Source organism: Escherichia sp. E4930 (assembly GCF_005845405.1).
GTDB lineage: Bacteria > Pseudomonadota > Gammaproteobacteria > Enterobacterales > Enterobacteriaceae > Escherichia.
This window is the reverse complement of the sequence record NZ_VCDZ01000003.1, coordinates 351,279-368,013: the sequence shown is the minus strand read 5'-3', so window position 1 is coordinate 368,013 and position 16,735 is coordinate 351,279. Positions and strand designations below refer to the sequence as shown.

The 16,735-nt window shown below is 50.2% G+C and carries 14 protein-coding genes, 1 pseudogene and 1 other annotated feature; of the genes and pseudogenes, 7 read left to right on the top strand and 8 right to left on the bottom strand.

Annotation, left to right across the window (positions count from 1 at the left end; genetic code table 11):
* Positions 1-18: 18 nt before the first annotated feature.
* On the bottom strand, positions 19-2,616 hold the full coding sequence (topA, locus tag FFT88_RS05185) for a type I DNA topoisomerase (RefSeq protein WP_130208855.1): 2,598 nt from the start codon (positions 2,614-2,616) through the stop codon (positions 19-21).
* A 379-nt stretch (positions 2,617-2,995) separates the two neighbouring features.
* Between topA and FFT88_RS05180 the strand changes: the two genes are divergently transcribed.
* The gene (locus FFT88_RS05180) at positions 2,996-3,247 is read left to right on the top strand and encodes a YciN family protein (protein ID WP_130208857.1); all 252 of its coding nucleotides are present in this window, start codon (positions 2,996-2,998) and stop codon (positions 3,245-3,247) included.
* A 35-nt stretch (positions 3,248-3,282) separates the two neighbouring features.
* Here FFT88_RS05180 and sohB read toward each other — a convergent pair whose 3' ends face one another.
* The gene (gene sohB / locus FFT88_RS05175) at positions 3,283-4,332 is read right to left on the bottom strand and encodes a protease SohB (protein ID WP_130216044.1); all 1,050 of its coding nucleotides are present in this window, start codon (positions 4,330-4,332) and stop codon (positions 3,283-3,285) included.
* A gap of 218 nt (positions 4,333-4,550) precedes the next feature.
* Here sohB and FFT88_RS05170 point away from each other — a divergent pair, with 218 nt between their 5' ends.
* Both FFT88_RS05170 and cobO read left to right on the top strand, forming a co-directional pair.
* The gene (locus tag FFT88_RS05170) at positions 4,551-5,309 is read left to right on the top strand and encodes a YciK family oxidoreductase (RefSeq protein ID WP_064527203.1); all 759 of its coding nucleotides are present in this window, start codon (positions 4,551-4,553) and stop codon (positions 5,307-5,309) included.
* Entirely contained in the window at positions 5,306-5,896 is a 591-nt protein-coding gene (cobO, locus tag FFT88_RS05165; protein ID WP_135404297.1) for a cob(I)yrinic acid a,c-diamide adenosyltransferase, read from the top strand. Before FFT88_RS05170 ends, cobO begins: the two co-directional genes overlap by 4 nt.
* A 51-nt stretch (positions 5,897-5,947) precedes the next feature.
* On the opposite strand, the gene FFT88_RS05160 is transcribed toward cobO, so the two are convergent.
* From FFT88_RS05160 to rnm, 6 genes are all read right to left on the bottom strand, one after another.
* Positions 5,948-6,256: a hypothetical protein gene (locus tag FFT88_RS05160; protein WP_135404296.1), complete on the bottom strand. Its 309-nt coding sequence runs from the start codon at positions 6,254-6,256 to the stop codon at positions 5,948-5,950.
* Positions 6,257-6,266: 10 nt separating this feature from the next.
* Positions 6,267-7,268: a hypothetical protein gene (locus FFT88_RS05155; RefSeq protein ID WP_135404295.1), complete on the bottom strand. Its 1,002-nt coding sequence runs from the start codon at positions 7,266-7,268 to the stop codon at positions 6,267-6,269.
* A gap of 169 nt (positions 7,269-7,437) precedes the next feature.
* Complete coding sequence (gene rluB / locus FFT88_RS05150; RefSeq protein WP_001291217.1) at positions 7,438-8,313, bottom strand: 23S rRNA pseudouridine(2605) synthase RluB; 876 nt, start codon at positions 8,311-8,313, stop codon at positions 7,438-7,440.
* Between the two features lie 212 nt (positions 8,314-8,525).
* Positions 8,526-10,409 (bottom strand): DUF2207 domain-containing protein, encoded by a 1,884-nt coding sequence (locus tag FFT88_RS05145; protein ID WP_135404294.1) that lies wholly within the window; start codon positions 10,407-10,409, stop codon positions 8,526-8,528.
* Positions 10,410-10,436: 27 nt separating this feature from the next.
* Positions 10,437-11,057 carry an L-threonylcarbamoyladenylate synthase gene (locus FFT88_RS05140; RefSeq protein WP_001516499.1) on the bottom strand — a complete coding sequence of 207 codons (621 nt, stop codon included), beginning with the start codon at positions 11,055-11,057 and terminating at the stop codon, positions 10,437-10,439.
* Positions 11,054-11,935 carry an RNase AM gene (rnm, locus tag FFT88_RS05135; RefSeq protein ID WP_001285663.1) on the bottom strand — a complete coding sequence of 294 codons (882 nt, stop codon included), beginning with the start codon at positions 11,933-11,935 and terminating at the stop codon, positions 11,054-11,056. The genes FFT88_RS05140 and rnm overlap by 4 nt, the downstream gene beginning before the upstream one ends.
* 137 nt (positions 11,936-12,072) lie before the next feature.
* Here rnm and trpL point away from each other — a divergent pair, with 137 nt between their 5' ends.
* The 4 genes and pseudogenes from trpL (at position 12,073) to trpCF (ending at position 16,727) form a co-directional block, all read left to right on the top strand.
* Positions 12,073-12,117, top strand: coding sequence for a trp operon leader peptide (gene trpL, locus FFT88_RS05130; RefSeq protein WP_001386774.1), 45 nt, complete (start codon positions 12,073-12,075; stop codon positions 12,115-12,117).
* Positions 12,094-12,187 (top strand) — a sequence feature (Trp leader region). It overlaps the preceding gene by 24 nt.
* Positions 12,188-12,208: 21 nt before the next feature.
* Positions 12,209-13,770 (top strand): annotated as a pseudogene (trpE, locus tag FFT88_RS05125) (anthranilate synthase component I).
* Complete coding sequence (trpD, locus tag FFT88_RS05120) at positions 13,770-15,365, top strand: bifunctional anthranilate synthase glutamate amidotransferase component TrpG/anthranilate phosphoribosyltransferase TrpD (protein WP_000763524.1); 1,596 nt, start codon at positions 13,770-13,772, stop codon at positions 15,363-15,365. The pseudogene trpE and the gene trpD overlap by 1 nt, the downstream one beginning before the upstream one ends.
* Entirely contained in the window at positions 15,366-16,727 is a 1,362-nt protein-coding gene (gene trpCF, locus FFT88_RS05115; RefSeq protein WP_171026926.1) for a bifunctional indole-3-glycerol-phosphate synthase TrpC/phosphoribosylanthranilate isomerase TrpF, read from the top strand.
* The last annotated feature ends 8 nt before the right edge of the window (positions 16,728-16,735 follow it).

Genomic DNA, 16,735 nt, shown 5'->3' with positions numbered 1-16,735 from the left:
ACCTGACAGGCTTAAAGGTTATTTTTTCCCTTCAACCCATTTGCCATCAACATAAAATGCTGACCAGCCAGTTGCCTTTCCGTCTTTTTCCGAAGAGACATATTGCTGTTTGGTTTTACGGCTAAAGCGAACCATTGTCTTATTACCGTCTGGATCTTGCTGCGGAGCCTCCGCCAGATAACGCAGTTTTTCCGGCAGACGGTCGCGGAAGCGATAAAGCTCTTCAACCAACGGCGCACGCGTTTCACGAGATTTCGGGAAGGTGTTGGCAGCCAGGAACACTCCAGCAGCGCCGTCACGGAGCACGAAATAAGCATCCGATTTTTCGCACGCTAATTCTGGCAGCGGAACCGGATCTTCTTTCGGTGGTGCCACTTCGCCGTTACGTAAAATCTTACGCGTATTTTTGCACTCTTCGTTGGTGCAGGCCATGTATTTACCGAAACGCCCCATTTTCAGGTGCATTTCAGAGCCACATTTTTCACACTCAACGATCGGGCCGTCATAACCTTTAATGCGGAATTCGCCCTCTTCGATCTCGTAACCATCGCAGGTTGGGTTATTACCACAAACATGCAACTTACGTTTTGGATCGATGAGATAGCTGTCCATCGCCGTGCCGCATTTCGGGCAACGACGTTTGGCGCGCAGGGCGTTAGTTTCAGCGTCTTCGCCTTCCAGTACGTTCAGTACTTCGTTTTCCGGCACCAGGTTAATGGTGGTTTTGCAACGCTCTTTCGGCGGCAGCGCATAGCCAGAACAGCCAAGGAATACCCCGGTGCTCGCTGTACGAATACCCATTTTGCGACCACAAGTCGGGCAGTCAATGCTGGTCAGAACCATCTGGTTCGGGCGCATACCGCCCTCTTCCGGATCTTTTTCCGCTTTATCAAGCTGCTGGGTGAAATCCGAGAAGAAGTGATCCAGTACGGCTTTCCATTCCGCTTCGTGATTTGCCACCTGGTCGAGACTGTTTTCCATCTGCGCGGTGAAGTCGTAATTCATTAATTCGCGGAAATTTTCTTCCAGGCGATCGGTTACGATTTCACCCATTTTTTCCGCATAGAATCGACGGTTTTCCACACGCACATAGCCACGATCCTGAATGGTCGAAATAATCGACGCATAGGTAGACGGACGACCAATACCGCGTTTTTCCAGTTCTTTAACCAGCGAGGCTTCGCTGAAACGGGCTGGCGGCTTGGTAAAGTGCTGTGCCGGAGTCAGTTCAACAAGCGACAGGGAGTCGCCTTTATCGACCGCCGGTAAAATACGATCTTCATCGCCTTTACGCAGCGCAGGCATTACTTTCGTCCAGCCATCAAAGCGCAGAATACGTCCGCGTGCTTTCAGGCGGAAATCGCCCGCACCAACGGTCAGCGTCGTGGAGTCATATTTCGCCGGGGTCATCTGACAGGCAACAAACTGACGCCAGATTAACTGGTAAAGTTTCTGTGCGTCCGCTTCCATATCCTTCAGCGATTCCGCCATCACATTGACGTCAGAAGGACGAATCGCTTCGTGCGCTTCCTGTGAGTTTTCTTTGCTGGCGTACTGATTCGGACTTTCCGGCAGATATTTATTACCAAAGTTATCGCTGATATAACCGCGAACCATATTTACCGCGTCCTGACTCAGGTTAGTGGAGTCGGTACGCATGTAAGTGATATAGCCTGCTTCATACAGACGCTGCGCCATCATCATGGTCTTTTTCACGCCAAAACCAAGACGGGTGCTGGCAGCCTGTTGCAGCGTAGAGGTAATAAAAGGAGCGCCAGGTTTACTGGTGGTCGGTTTGTCTTCACGTTCCAGCACGCTATAGCGCGCTTTTTCCAGCAGACTTACCGCAGCCTGAGTTTGTTCTTTATTGACCGGACGGAACGGTTTGTCATTCTGATGGGTCACCTGCAAAGCCAATGCCTCGCCGGATGGCGTGGTCGTGCTGGCATCCACTTCCCAGAACTCTTCCGGTACGAACGCTTTAATTTCACGCTCACGTTCAACCACCAGGCGGACCGCCACCGACTGCACACGCCCGGCAGACAGACCACGAGCAATTTTTTTCCACAGCAGCGGAGAAACCATATACCCCACCACGCGGTCCATAAAGCGACGCGCCTGCTGGGCATTAACACGATCGATATTCAGCTCACCTGGCTTGTTAAATGCCTGACGAATCGCGTTTTTCGTAATTTCGTTAAATACCACTCGGCTATAGCGCGCATCATCACCACCAATCACTTCCCGCAGGTGCCATGCAATGGCTTCCCCTTCGCGGTCAAGGTCGGTTGCGAGATAGATGTGGTCGGCTTTTTCAGCCAGTTGTTTCAGTTCAGAGACGACCTTCTCTTTACCTGGCAACACTTCATAGTGCGCCTCCCAATTGTGCCACGGGTCAACCCCCATACGGTTGACGAGAGCGCCACGTTCATCCTTTTTAGGCTTTTTAGCCGTCTTGGTGGAGGTAGAGTCGGCACTCTTTTTGGCTGCTGAGCCACTGGTCGGCAAATCGCGGATGTGACCGACACTGGATTTCACCACGTAGTCACTACCCAGATACTTGTTGATCGTTTTGGCTTTTGCCGGGGACTCAACGATGACAAGAGCTTTACCCATATTCACCTTACCTAATTTGATTCTTCCAGGAATGCGTCGCACATTGATAAACCTTCCACTGGCAACGAGTTACCGATATGGACTCGCTCTCTGCGGATATCAACCCCTTGTCGTGACTCTGTTCACGATAATTCAGGTGACTGAGTTAACAGGTCTTGGCCTACAGGCGCTATAGCACGACGTAATTTTGGTCGAATGTCAAGCAAATCTATTGCCAGATTGACGAAAGCGTCACACTGTACCTGATAAAATCCGTTACGCAACTTTATTAGCATGCAAAATCCAAAGTTGCCAGTAAGGCGCTCTTGCCGTCAGCGTGGTATATTTGTCTGCAAGCCATGCCTGGCGTAGACTAATGTCCTTGTTTAAGGAGTAAATAATGAACAAAGAGACACAACCCATCGACCGCGAAACGCTGTTGAAAGAGGCTAACAAAATCATACGTGAGCATGAGGATACGCTCGCAGGGATTGAAGCCACCGGCGTCACGCAGCGTAATGGCGTGCTGGTGTTTAGCGGCGATTATTTTTTAGATGAACAAGGATTGCCGACAGCGAAAAGCACCGCGGTGTTTAATATGTTCAAACACCTGGCCCATGTACTCTCGGAAAAATACCATCTGGTCGATTAAAGAAAAACGCGAGGTTTTACCCTCGCGTTTATCTTTTACATCAACGGTTTTTGCCCGCGTTGCCACCAGCGTAGCAACAACCGGTCGGCGCTCTCTGCCGCGCTGCCAGTGAATCGATCGATCAACCGTTTACGCTGCATATAGCGTACATTGACCACTTCACGACCTTCCATCAGGCTAAGGATCACTTCATCACTGGTGTTGATTTCGTCAACCAGGCCTTTCTCCACCGCCTGTTGTCCGTACCAGTGTTCACCGGTTGCCACCATTTCAATGTCCAGAGACGGACGCATACGCTTCACAAAATCTTTAAATAACTGATGCGTTTCGTTCAGTTCTTCGCGGAATTTCTCGCGCCCTTCTTCGGTGTTTTCACCCAGCACTGTCAGCGTGCGCTTATACTGCCCGGCAGTGTGCAGTTCGATATCAATATCTTTGCTTTTCAGGAAGCGGTTAAAGTTGGGCATTTGCGCCACAACACCAATAGAGCCAACAATTGCAAACGGCGCTGAAACAATTTTATCCGCCACACAGGCCATCATGTAACCGCCGCTGGCAGCCACTTTGTCTACCGTAACGGTTAAAGGAATATTTTTATCGCGCAGGCGCTGCAACTGTGAAGCCGCCAGGCCGTAACCATGTACCATGCCACCGGGGCTTTCCAGACGCAGAACGACCTGATCCTGCGGTTTAAATGCCGCGAGTACCGCAGTGACCTCTTCACGTAGCGCGTTCACTTCATGGGCGTCCATGCTGCCTTTGAAATCCAGCACCCAGACTCGAGGCTTGCTTTCGGCTGTCACCTCGCCCAGTTTGGCTTTTGCTTTCGCTGCCTTCGCTTCTTGCTTGTGCTTTTTCTTCTGCGCTTTGTGCCACTGTTTTTGCTGATGTGGATCCATCAGCGCAGCAGCCAGTTCTTCTTTCATCTCCTTATACTGTTCGCTGAGATTGTTGACCCGTAACTCGCCACGCTGGCGTTTATTACGTTGAGCAACATTGACAATAATGGCGGCAATAGCCGCAATCGCCACCACAACGGTGACGATTTTCGCCAAAAACAAACCATATTCAGACAACAATTCCACGAGTCCCACCTTGGTTAAACAACGCTTTGGCTCACAGTTTACAACAGGCATGTTAAGCCGTCTCGCAGAGATGTTATTGCAGCGAAAGTATGACAAAGTATTCATTTTACGGCGTTATCGCCCCAGGCTGATTGAAATGCCCTCCTGTTTCAGGCATAAAACCCCAAAGTCATAAAGTACACTGGCAGCGCGACTGTTGATGTCGTCGGGGAGTAGCCATGCATTACCAACCAAAACAAGATTTACTCAATGATCGTATTATCCTGGTAACAGGCGCCAGCGACGGCATTGGTCGTGAAGCCGCTTTAACTTATGCACGCTATGGCGCGACGGTCATTCTGCTGGGCCGGAACGAAGAAAAATTACGTCAGGTGGCCCAGAGCATGTTCGAAGAGACAGGACGCCAGCCGCAATGGTTTATTCTCGATTTGCTGACCTGTACGTCTGAAGACTGCCAACAACTGGCACAGCGTATTGCTGTTAATTATCCGCGTCTGGACGGCGTGCTGCATAACGCCGGATTGCTCGGCGATGTTTGCCCAATGCGCGAACAAAATCCGCAGGTCTGGCAGGACGTCATGCAGGTCAACGTTAATGCCACCTTTATGCTCACCCAGGCACTGCTTCCTTTATTACTCAAATCGGACGCGGGTTCGCTGGTCTTTACCTCATCAAGCGTTGGACGTCAGGGACGAGCCAACTGGGGCGCATATGCGGTGTCGAAATTTGCCACCGAAGGAATGATGCAAGTGCTGGCCGATGAATACCAGCAGCGCCTGCGTGTGAACTGTATTAACCCAGGTGGTACACGTACTGCAATGCGTGCCAGTGCTTTCCCCACCGAAGATCCACAGAAACTCAAAACACCCGCCGATATCATGCCACTCTATTTATGGCTGATGGGCGATGACAGCCGCCGTAAAACCGGCATGACCTTTGACGCCCAACCGGGCCGCAAACCAGGAATTTCCCAATGAGTGATGAACGCTACCAACAGCGTCAGCAGCGTGTTAAAGAGAAAGTTGATGCTCGCGTGGCGCAAGCGCAGGATGAGCGTGGCATTATCATCGTCTTTACCGGCAATGGAAAAGGCAAAACCACCGCGGCATTTGGTACCGCAACTCGCGCGGTTGGCCATGGCAAAAAAGTGGGGGTCGTGCAGTTTATTAAAGGTACCTGGCCTAACGGCGAGCGCAATTTGCTGGAGCCGCATGGCGTCGAGTTTCAGGTGATGGCAACGGGCTTTACCTGGGATACGCAAAATCGCGAGTCTGATACCGCCGCCTGTCGTGAGGTCTGGCAACATGCCAAACGGATGCTGGCAGATTCCTCAGTGGATATGGTTTTGCTCGATGAGCTGACGTATATGGTGGCGTATGACTATTTGCCACTGGAAGAAGTGGTGCAGGCGTTAAATGAACGTCCACATCAACAGACGGTGATTATCACGGGTCGTGGTTGTCATCGGGACATACTCGAACTGGCGGATACGGTAAGTGAGTTACGCCCCGTGAAACATGCGTTTGATGCTGGCGTAAAAGCGCAGATAGGGATTGACTACTAAGTGAAAGCACCTCAAAAGAAGCCTCTTGAGGTGCTTTAATCATAATTATATTCAAGCGGCAATAGCGAAATTCAGAATACGTGTAATCTCATTCAAATGTCCCTGATATGCTTCATGATTCTCAGCGTCAACATCTTCAATAAATAATATCAGTTCAGTAATTAACGCATTAGCATCGTCATAATTTATCCCGGCTAACTCTGGCGAAGTTTCAGTACCATAGTTAATCGTCAGGTTGTTCATAACTGTGAGGATATGGATAAAATATTTATGACAAACATTGCATGTGGTTTTATTACCCAAAGTATTATACAGCATATCAAGTAATACCAGTATTCTACGATTTTGCACATCGTTCATAAAAAGCCTCCTATAACATTATTCCGCTGGCAATAAGTAATTTTGCCAGCCCCTCAGACGCCTTTAACCCACTAATGACCTGTGCGCGTAATATTTCATTTAATCTTTTTTGTTCAGCTGCCGTGCGTGTTTTATTAACGTATAAGCTTTTCAGATAATCACCCTTATCTATAAAGGCATTTAAAGCCTCAATCGCAGGCATGGCAGGTGCCGATGCCTGTAGTCTGGTTTCATTCACATTGATTACTGAACTTAGAAACTCCTTCCTGTTTTTCAGCGTGTTAAACTCTGTATTCTTAGAGTTTTTAGATGCCGTATTATAATAAAACATATTATCATGCACATTCGCAAAGGTATAATTTTCAATCTTATTGCTTTTTGTATAAATATCATTGCGCAAAACTGCCATGTTCTTTATAAGTCTTACCCAGTTTTCATCTACCGTTTTGCCTATTTTTCCAGAATTGACTTTAATTATATATAACTCATTGAAATAATTTACCAAATCTTTAACCGCTGCTGCAGATTGAGCTAAATCTTTGCTATGTGAAACACCAAGTAGTGTTTGTGCGTTGTTTGCGTGCTCCAGAGCCTGTTTAAGTAATGCCACTTGCTGACTTTCCGTAGTTGCCATATCCTCTGTCAGAAGTTCCACATAAGCGCTCATGCTATTAATGACTTCCATTGAAGCCAGTAATTTTTCTTTCTCGAAAGGGACTAATTGTACTTGTTTTGTATTTGGCCCTGAACGCTGGCATAATTTTCCGCCATTCCCATCACCGCCTATATCAATGGTATAATCAGGTCGTAGGGCACAATCCGGATTAGTCGCGTAGAAATTAACAAGGAAGTTTTCACGAGAAGCATAGTATTGTTTAAAGAAACTTGCATTCGCCGCTACTGCTTTGTTACCCGCAGTAATAACAGTTTCAGCTTGTTCGTTTTTCAATGTTTCAGTTGCACAACCTGAAAGCATTAACAGCGATAGAAATATTCCACTATATCTAATCATAACCCACCTCTTGACGTTGAGTTTATCTCAGATAATTAAATAGTAATGTGGCTATTTCCGGGTATTATTCATAAGCAAGTATGAAATTAAATTAAAATACTGCGACTATTTATCATGCTTCAAATGAAGAAAAGGCCCCGTAGGGCCTTTATTTTATACTTATCTTAAATTAACCGTTATTATTACGTCCGCCAGAACGACGACCGCCGCTGACCTGGCTATGACGTTTCACCGCACGTCGAATTTGATTTGCCTTCATGCGACGACGATCTTTTTCTACAGCGACTTTAGAGCTGGTTTCTGGCGGCAGTTCCACCAGTTCACGCAGATAGTTAGTCTGGGCGAGATCCAGCTCTGTCCAGCCGCCGCGTGGCAGACCTTTCGGCAGTGGAATATCACCGTAACGCACACGGATCAGGCGACTTACCTGCACACCAACCGCTTCCCAAAGACGACGAACCTCACGGTTACGACCTTCGGTCAGAGTCACGTTGTACCACTGGTTAATCCCTTCACCACCGCTGAACTTGATGGTTTTAAAGGCTGCCGGACCATCTTCCAGTTGCACGCCACGACTTAAATCGCGCAGTTTCGCGTCGTCAACCTGACCAAATACACGCACGGCATATTCACGTTCAACTTCACGGCTGGGGTGCATTAAACGGTTTGCCAGTTCACCATCGGTGGTAAACAGCAACAGACCGCAGGTATTAACGTCCAGACGACCCACGGCAATCCAGCGCGCACCGCGCAGCTTCGGCAGACGATCAAACACGGTCGGACGCCCTTCCGGGTCATTACGTGTACACAACTCACCTTCCGGCTTGTAATAGGCCAGAACGCGACAAATTTGTTCAGCGGACTCACGTACCGAAATCAGATGACCATCGATACGGATTTTCAGCCCAGGGGTAACTTCAACGCGATCGCCGAGTTTAGCAATTTTGCCATCGACACTCACACGACCGGCTTCAATAATAGATTCGATTTCACGGCGAGAACCGTGGCCGGCACGCGCCAGCACTTTCTGTAACTTTTCGCTCATTGAGCTTCCTTTTGGTGTCGCCTTCCCAGGCGTCTGATATGCTTTTGTGCAACAATGAGTCAGAACTTACATCTGACTCACTGATAGTAAAGTCTGTTTGAACTCTTCAGGCCTTAAGTAAACGACTCGACGTTTTAACTGGCCTGGCTTTGAGGCGCAACATACTACACTATCTTTATGGTTAAAGCTTGTTTCGATTAACGTCGATTTGGTTACCAACCACCACCGCCACCAGCGCCAGAACCACCACCGGAATAGCTCCGCCCCAACAAACTGGTATAGGCCCCGCAACTCAGGTGCGTCTGTAATGAGAATAAAACGCCGTTACGGGCAATCTCTGGAGCGCAAATCGCCGAAGAAAGCGAAGGGGCGATGCGTAACGCCCATTCCCTCCCCAAATTTGCCGATATAGCCCAACCTAACAACGCGTAATCCAGTTTCCGTGTTTCCCCTTTCCGCCGCCGCCCACTGTGTGTTGCCGCCTCTTTACGCGCAAGATAGTTAACGATAGCTTCACCGTGGGCGTAACGTTGCTGCCCAGTTTGAGTAAACTTTGGCAGAAAAATATACCCCATGCCAGTGAGATAACCGGTCAGGAAAACAGCGCTAAAATAACCCGCTGGCATATACCAGTAAAAGAATACATCTCCGACATTGATGTAGAGAGAATAGAAGGCCACGCCTGAACAAATCAGTGGTAAAAACAAAGTGATGATTACACGATTAACGCAAGGCTTGTCATCATCGCGGGCAAACAAAAGCTCAAGGGAACAAAATAAAAAAGGAAGAAGCCAGCAGATCATAATAAACATATCGCCCACCAGACTCATTCCTGCCCAACCTACGGGACTCAGGTTACCATAGAGAATGACCGCCAATATCGCCATTCCCCCCCATTGCAAAAACGCATCAGGTCGGTAAAACGAAGACTTTTTACGCGGCAGATACAATTTCTGCATCCGTAAAAATGCCCTGCGTAAGACGCTGTTGCGTCTCCCCGTAAGAACGACCTTATCGCCTTTACGAAATAACGCTTCCAGTAATAACTGCTCTGCGGGCAGTAATACCGCATTATTTCTGGTGGCGCCTTCATTAACACGAATCAGGATTTGCTGGTTCTTGTCATACTGATCTTCCAGATGAATTTTTCCTTTCACAATCAGATTTACGATATCGGCACAAAAACCTTTATCGTCGTAAACCAGCTTCGCATCGAGACGTAACATGCCGGGCGTGTAATCTGGCGGAATGATATCGGTTTCAATCACATCTACCGGCGTAAATTGCGGCCTGCGCTTCCAGAGATATAACCATCCACACGCCAGGAGCAAACACGGTAACCAAATGATAAGAGACGATGTTGAGGGCCAAAAAAGATGGCTAAAAATATTCGTCGTGTGTTGTGCCGGGGCATTATCCAGCAAGGCATGAGGCCAGCGGTAGAGAACCGTGAAGTCTTCACGATAAAACGGATCGCGGGATTCAATTCTTCCGTCCTCAAGGATGCGGCCATTTCGATATGTGTCGCCCTCATCTCCGGTAAAGAGATCGATTTCACTAAATGGATTACCCGCAATATTAGAGAACTTGAGTGAAAATCGGGTCTTATAGATTTCAAACGACCAGTTGTTACCGGTCACGTTCCAGATTAGCAGGTCAGAATCATCCTCGCGCAGGAAAGCATTTTTAACCTGATAATGAATTTGATAATGATAGTCGCCTTGAGGCAAGAAACGTTGTTTATCGCCCACGACAATACTCATTAACCCGATATGCCAGTCAAGATGCCAGGGTTCAGGAACGCCGTCACGGGTAACGCCAACAATACGATAGTTCAGCAGTGCAGCGTCCCCATTAGACTGCATCCATAGTCGTGGTAAATCACGAGAAAATCCGTGCTTAATCTGCTGATTTCGCGCCTGAAAATAAATGTTCTCTTTGATGTCGAGCACCCCATCCGGTTGCAGAGTGGCTTCAACATCAAAGAGCGAGATCCCTTCTTCATATGAAGGGATCTCCGTGTTTTTCGCATAACTCAACGAAGAGAAAAAAAGCCCAACTATCAACAGCAAAATGCAGCGATATATCCCTGCCATAGTCTTCCATCCGTGGAACGCAATTTGTTATAAGAAAGGCTTCACATCACCCACGCCTTCACGCACCACGACCGGCGTATCATCGGTAAGATCAATGACCGTTGTCGGTTTCTGCCCGAGATAGCCACCGTGAATAATCAAATCCACCTGTTTTTCCAGACGGTCTTTAATTTCTTCCGGATCGGATTCGGTAAACTCGCTGCCCGGTAGCATCAGCGATGTGGAAAGCATCGGTTCGCCCAATACTTCAAGCAACGCCTGCGCAATCGGGTTAGAAGGCACACGCATCCCAATGGTTTTGCGTTTTTCCTGCAACAAACGGCGCGGCACTTCTTTCGTCCCTTTCAGGATGAAGGTGTAGTTACCCGGCGTGTTGTTTTTCATTAAACGAAACGCAACGTTATCCACGAATGAATAGGTCGAAAGTTCAGAAAGATCGCGACACATCAGGGTAAAGTTGTGACCGTCCGGCAGCTGGCGAATACGACAAATACGCTCCATCGCGTTTTTATCTTCAATTTTACAGCCGAGTGCGTAGCCGGAATCGGTTGGATAAACAATCACCCCGCCTTTACGCACGATCTCCACCGCCTGGTTGATCAGACGTTGCTGCGGGTTATCAGGATGAATATAAAAAAACTGGCTCATAATTCCCTCTCTGTGGTGTTCTGCGGCTGTTCCCATAGCTGCCAGACGCCTTCAACGCCTGCGGGCAGCCAGAGTTTACGACCCAGTTCGATCCACGGGCATGGCTGATGAAAATCAGATCCTTGTGATGCCCATAAATGATGCTGACGCGCAAGTGTCGCCAGCTGGGTGCGTTCATTGGGCGATTGCTGGCACTGCGCGACTTCCATCGCGTCGCCGTGGTGTTCGGCAAAATGCGCAACCAATCTTTTCAGCCATTTAGCACTAAGATTGTACCGCCCAGGATGAGCTAGCACCGCCTTACCGCCAGAATGATGAATGACATCAATAGCTTGTTCTATTGTACACCACTGTGGCGGAACGTATCCGGTTTTCCCGCGCGCCAGATACTTTTTAAAGACATCCGCCATTGAACTGGCTTTGCCGCACTCCACCAGGAAACGAGCAAAATGACCGCGCGTCACCGCGCCGCCCTGCGCCAGTCGTTGCGCGCCTTCCAGCGCCCCTGGTATTTGCGCTTTTTCAAGTCTTTCGGCAATTAGCTGCGCCCGCTGATTGCGCCGTTCTGTCTGCTGCGCGAGGAACTCACACATTAGCGGATGAGTAATATCAATATTCAGCCCGACAATATGAATTTCATGATTTTCCCAGACCGTGGAAATTTCCACGCCGGGGATAAGATTCAGCGCCAGTCCCGAACGTGAAATTTCCTCTCTTGCTGGCGCGATTGCAGCTGTGGTGTCATGGTCGGTGATCGCCAGGGTGCCAACGCGCATCTCGACTGCACGGTGCACCAATGCTTCTGGCGTCAGGCAGCCATCGGAAGCTGTGGTGTGGCTGTGCAGGTCGTAAATCACTGCGTAATTCGTGTCGCTCAAGGCGCACTCCCGTTTTGGATAATGTTTTTGGCAGCGACATCATAACGGTTCTGGCAAATATTCTGAAATGAGCTGTTGACAATTAATCATCGAACTAGTTAACTAGTACGCAAGTTCACGTAAAAAGGGTATCGACAATGAAAGCAATTTTCGTACTGAAAGCTTGGTGGCGCACTTCCTGAAACGGGCAGTGTATTCACCATGCGTAAAGCAATCAGATACCCAGCCCGCCTAATGAGCGGGCTTTTTTTTGAACAAAATTAGAGAATAACAATGCAAACACAAAAACCGACTCTCGAACTGCTAACCTGCGAAGGCGCTTATCGCGACAATCCCACCGCGCTTTTTCACCAATTGTGTGGGGATCGTCCGGCAACGCTGCTGCTGGAATCCGCAGATATCGACAGCAAAGATGATTTAAAAAGCCTGCTGCTGGTAGACAGTGCGCTACGCATTACAGCTTTAGGTGACACTGTCACAATCCAGTCCCTTTCCGGCAACGGCGAAGCCTGCTGACACTACTGGATAACGCCCTGCCTGCGGGTGTGGAAAATGAACAATTACCAAACTGCCGTGTGCTGCGCTTCCCCCCTGTTAGTCCACTGCTGGATGAAGACGCTCGCTTATGCTCCCTTTCGGTTTTTGACGCTTTCCGCTTATTGCAGAATCTGTTGAATGTACCGAAGGAAGAACGAGAAGCAATGTTCTTCGGCGGCCTGTTCTCTTATGACCTTGTTGCGGGGTTTGAAGATTTACCGCAATTGTCAGCGGAAAATAACTGCCCTGATTTCTGTTTTTATCTCGCTGAAACGCTGATGGTGATTGACCATCAGAAAAAAAGCACCCGCATTCAGGCCAGCCTGTTTGCTCCGAATGAAGAAGAAAAACAACGTCTCACTGCGCGCCTGAACGATCTTCGCCAGCAACTGACCGAAACCGCGCCACCGCTGCCGGTGGTTTCCGTGCCGCATATGCGTTGTGAATGTAACCAGAGCGATGAAGAGTTCGGTGGCGTAGTGCGTTTGTTGCAAAAAGCGATTCGCGCCGGAGAAATTTTCCAGGTGGTGCCATCTCGCCGTTTCTCGCTGCCCTGCCCTTCACCACTGGCGGCCTATTACGTGCTGAAAAAGAGTAATCCCAGCCCGTACATGTTTTTTATGCAGGATAATGATTTCACCCTGTTTGGCGCGTCGCCGGAAAGTTCGCTCAAGTATGATGCCACCAGCCGCCAGATTGAGATCTACCCGATTGCCGGAACACGCCCGCGCGGTCGTCGCGCCGATGGTTCACTGGACAGAGATCTCGACAGCCGTATTGAACTGGAAATGCGTACTGACCATAAAGAGCTGTCTGAACATCTGATGCTGGTTGATCTCGCCCGTAATGATCTGGCACGCATTTGCACCCCTGGCAGCCGCTACGTCGCCGATCTCACCAAAGTTGACCGTTATTCCCATGTGATGCACCTCGTCTCTCGCGTAGTCGGCGAACTGCGTCACGATCTTGACGCCCTGCACGCTTATCGCGCCTGTATGAATATGGGGACGTTAAGCGGTGCGCCGAAAGTACGCGCTATGCAGTTAATTGCCGAGGCGGAAGGTCGTCGCCGCGGCAGCTACGGCGGCGCGGTAGGTTATTTCACCGCGCATGGCGATCTCGACACCTGCATTGTGATCCGCTCGGCGCTGGTGGAAAACGGTATCGCCACCGTGCAAGCCGGTGCTGGCGTAGTCCTTGATTCTGTTCCGCAGTCGGAAGCCGACGAAACCCGTAATAAAGCCCGCGCTGTACTGCGCGCTATTGCCACCGCGCATCATGCACAGGAGACTTTCTGATGGCTGACATTCTGCTGCTCGATAATATCGACTCTTTTACGTACAACCTGGCAGATCAGTTGCGCAGCAATGGTCATAACGTGGTGATTTACCGCAACCATATTCCGGCGCAGACCTTAATTGAACGTCTGGCGACCATGAGCAATCCGGTGCTGATGCTTTCTCCGGGGCCAGGGGTGCCGAGTGAAGCGGGATGTATGCCAGAACTGCTCACCCGCTTGCGTGGCAAGCTGCCAATCATTGGCATTTGCCTCGGACATCAGGCGATTGTCGAAGCTTACGGGGGCTATGTCGGTCAGGCGGGCGAAATTCTTCACGGTAAAGCGTCGAGCATTGAACATGACGGTCAGGCGATGTTTGCCGGATTAACAAACCCGCTGCCGGTGGCGCGTTATCACTCGCTGGTTGGCAGTAACATTCCGGCAGGTTTAACCATCAACGCCCATTTTAATGGCATGGTGATGGCGGTGCGTCACGATGCGGATCGCGTTTGCGGATTCCAGTTCCATCCGGAATCCATTCTCACTACCCAGGGCGCTCGCCTGCTGGAACAAACGCTGGCCTGGGCGCAGCAGAAACTAGAGCCAACCAACACGCTGCAACCGATTCTGGAAAAACTGTATCAGGCGCAGACGCTTAGCCAACAAGAAAGCCACCAGCTTTTTTCAGCGGTGGTGCGTGGCGAGCTGAAGCCAGAACAGCTGGCGGCGGCGCTGGTGAGCATGAAAATTCGCGGCGAGCACCCAAACGAAATCGCCGGAGCAGCAACCGCGCTACTGGAAAACGCCGCGCCGTTCCCACGCCCTGATTATCTGTTTGCCGATATCGTCGGCACCGGCGGTGACGGCAGTAACAGTATCAATATTTCTACCGCCAGTGCGTTTGTCGCCGCGGCCTGTGGGCTGAAAGTGGCGAAACACGGTAACCGCAGCGTCTCAAGTAAATCCGGCTCGTCGGATCTGCTGGCGGCGTTCGGTATTAATCTTGATATGAACGCCGATAAATCGCGCCAGGCGCTGGATGAGTTAGGCGTCTGTTTCCTCTTTGCGCCGAAATATCACACCGGATTCCGCCACGCGATGCCGGTTCGCCAGCAACTGAAAACCCGCACCCTGTTCAACGTGCTGGGGCCATTGATTAACCCGGCGCATCCGCCGCTGGCGTTAATTGGTGTTTATAGTCCGGAACTGGTGCTGCCGATTGCCGAAACCTTGCGCGTGCTGGGGTATCAACGCGCAGCGGTGGTGCACAGCGGCGGGATGGATGAAGTTTCCTTACACGCGCCGACCATTGTTGCCGAGCTGCACGATGGTGAAATTAAAAGCTATCAACTGACCGCTGAAGATTTTGGCCTGACGCCCTACCACCAGGAGCAACTGGCAGGTGGAACACCGGAAGAAAACCGTGACATTTTAACACGCTTGTTACAAGGTAAAGGCGACGCCGCCCATGAAGCAGCCGTCGCGGCGAATGTCGCCATGTTAATGCGCCTGCATGGCCATGAAGATCTGCAAGCCAATGCGCAAACCGTTCTTGAGGTACTGCGCAGTGGTTCCGCTTACGACAGAGTCACCGCACTGGCGGCACGAGGGTAAATGATGCAAACCGTTTTAGCGAAAATCGTCGCAGACAAGGCGATTTGGGTAGAAGCCCGCAAACAGCAGCAACCGCTGGCCAGTTTTCAGAATGAGGTTCAGCCGAGCACGCGACATTTTTATGATGCGCTACAAGGCGCGCGCACGGCGTTTATTCTGGAGTGCAAAAAAGCGTCGCCGTCAAAAGGCGTGATCCGTGATGATTTCGATCCGGCACGCATTGCCGCCATTTATAAACATTACGCTTCGGCAATTTCGGTGCTGACTGATGAGAAATATTTTCAGGGGAGCTTTGATTTCCTCCCCATCGTCAGTCAAATCGCCCCACAGCCGATTTTATGTAAAGACTTCATTATCGATCCTTACCAGATCTATCTGGCGCGCTATTACCAGGCCGATGCCTGCTTATTAATGCTGTCGGTTCTGGACGATGAACAATATCGCCAGCTTGCTGCTGTCGCCCATAGTTTGAAGATGGGTGTGCTGACCGAGGTCAGTAATGAAGAGGAACTGGAGCGCGCCATTGCATTGGGGGCAAAGGTCGTTGGTATCAACAACCGCGATCTGCGTGATTTGTCGATTGATCTCAACCGTACCCGCGAGCTTGCGCCGAAACTGGGGCACAACGTGACGGTAATCAGCGAATCAGGCATCAATACTTACGCTCAGGTGCGCGAGTTAAGCCACTTCGCTAACGGTTTTCTGATTGGTTCGGCGTTGATGGCCCATGACGATTTGAACGCCGCCGTGCGCCGGATGTTGCTGGGTGAGAATAAAGTGTGTGGCCTGACTCGCCCACAAGATGCCAGAGCCGCTTATGACGCGGGCGCGATTTACGGTGGATTGATATTTGTTACAACGTCACCGCGTTGCGTCAGCGTTGAACAGGCGCAGGAAGTGATGGCTGCGGCACCGTTGCAATACGTTGGTGTGTTCCGCAATCACGATATTGCTGATGTGGTGGACAAAGCTAACGCGTTATCGCTGGCAGCAGTGCAACTGCATGGTAATGAAGATCAGCAATATATCGACGCACTGCGTGACGTGCTGCCCGCAAACGTTGCCATCTGGAAAGCATTGAGCGTCGGTGAAACTCTTCCCGCGCGCGATTTTCAGCACGTCGATAAATATGTTTTCGACAACGGCCAGGGTGGAAGCGGGCAACGTTTCGACTGGTCACTGTTAAACGGTCAATCGCTTGGCAACGTCCTGCTGGCGGGTGGCTTAGGCGCAGATAACTGCGTGGAAGCGGCACAAACCGGCTGCGCCGGGCTTGATTTTAATTCTGCTGTAGAGTCGCAACCGGGCATTAAAGACGCACGTCTTTTGGCCTCGGTTTTCCAGACGCTGCGCGCATATTAAGGAAAGGA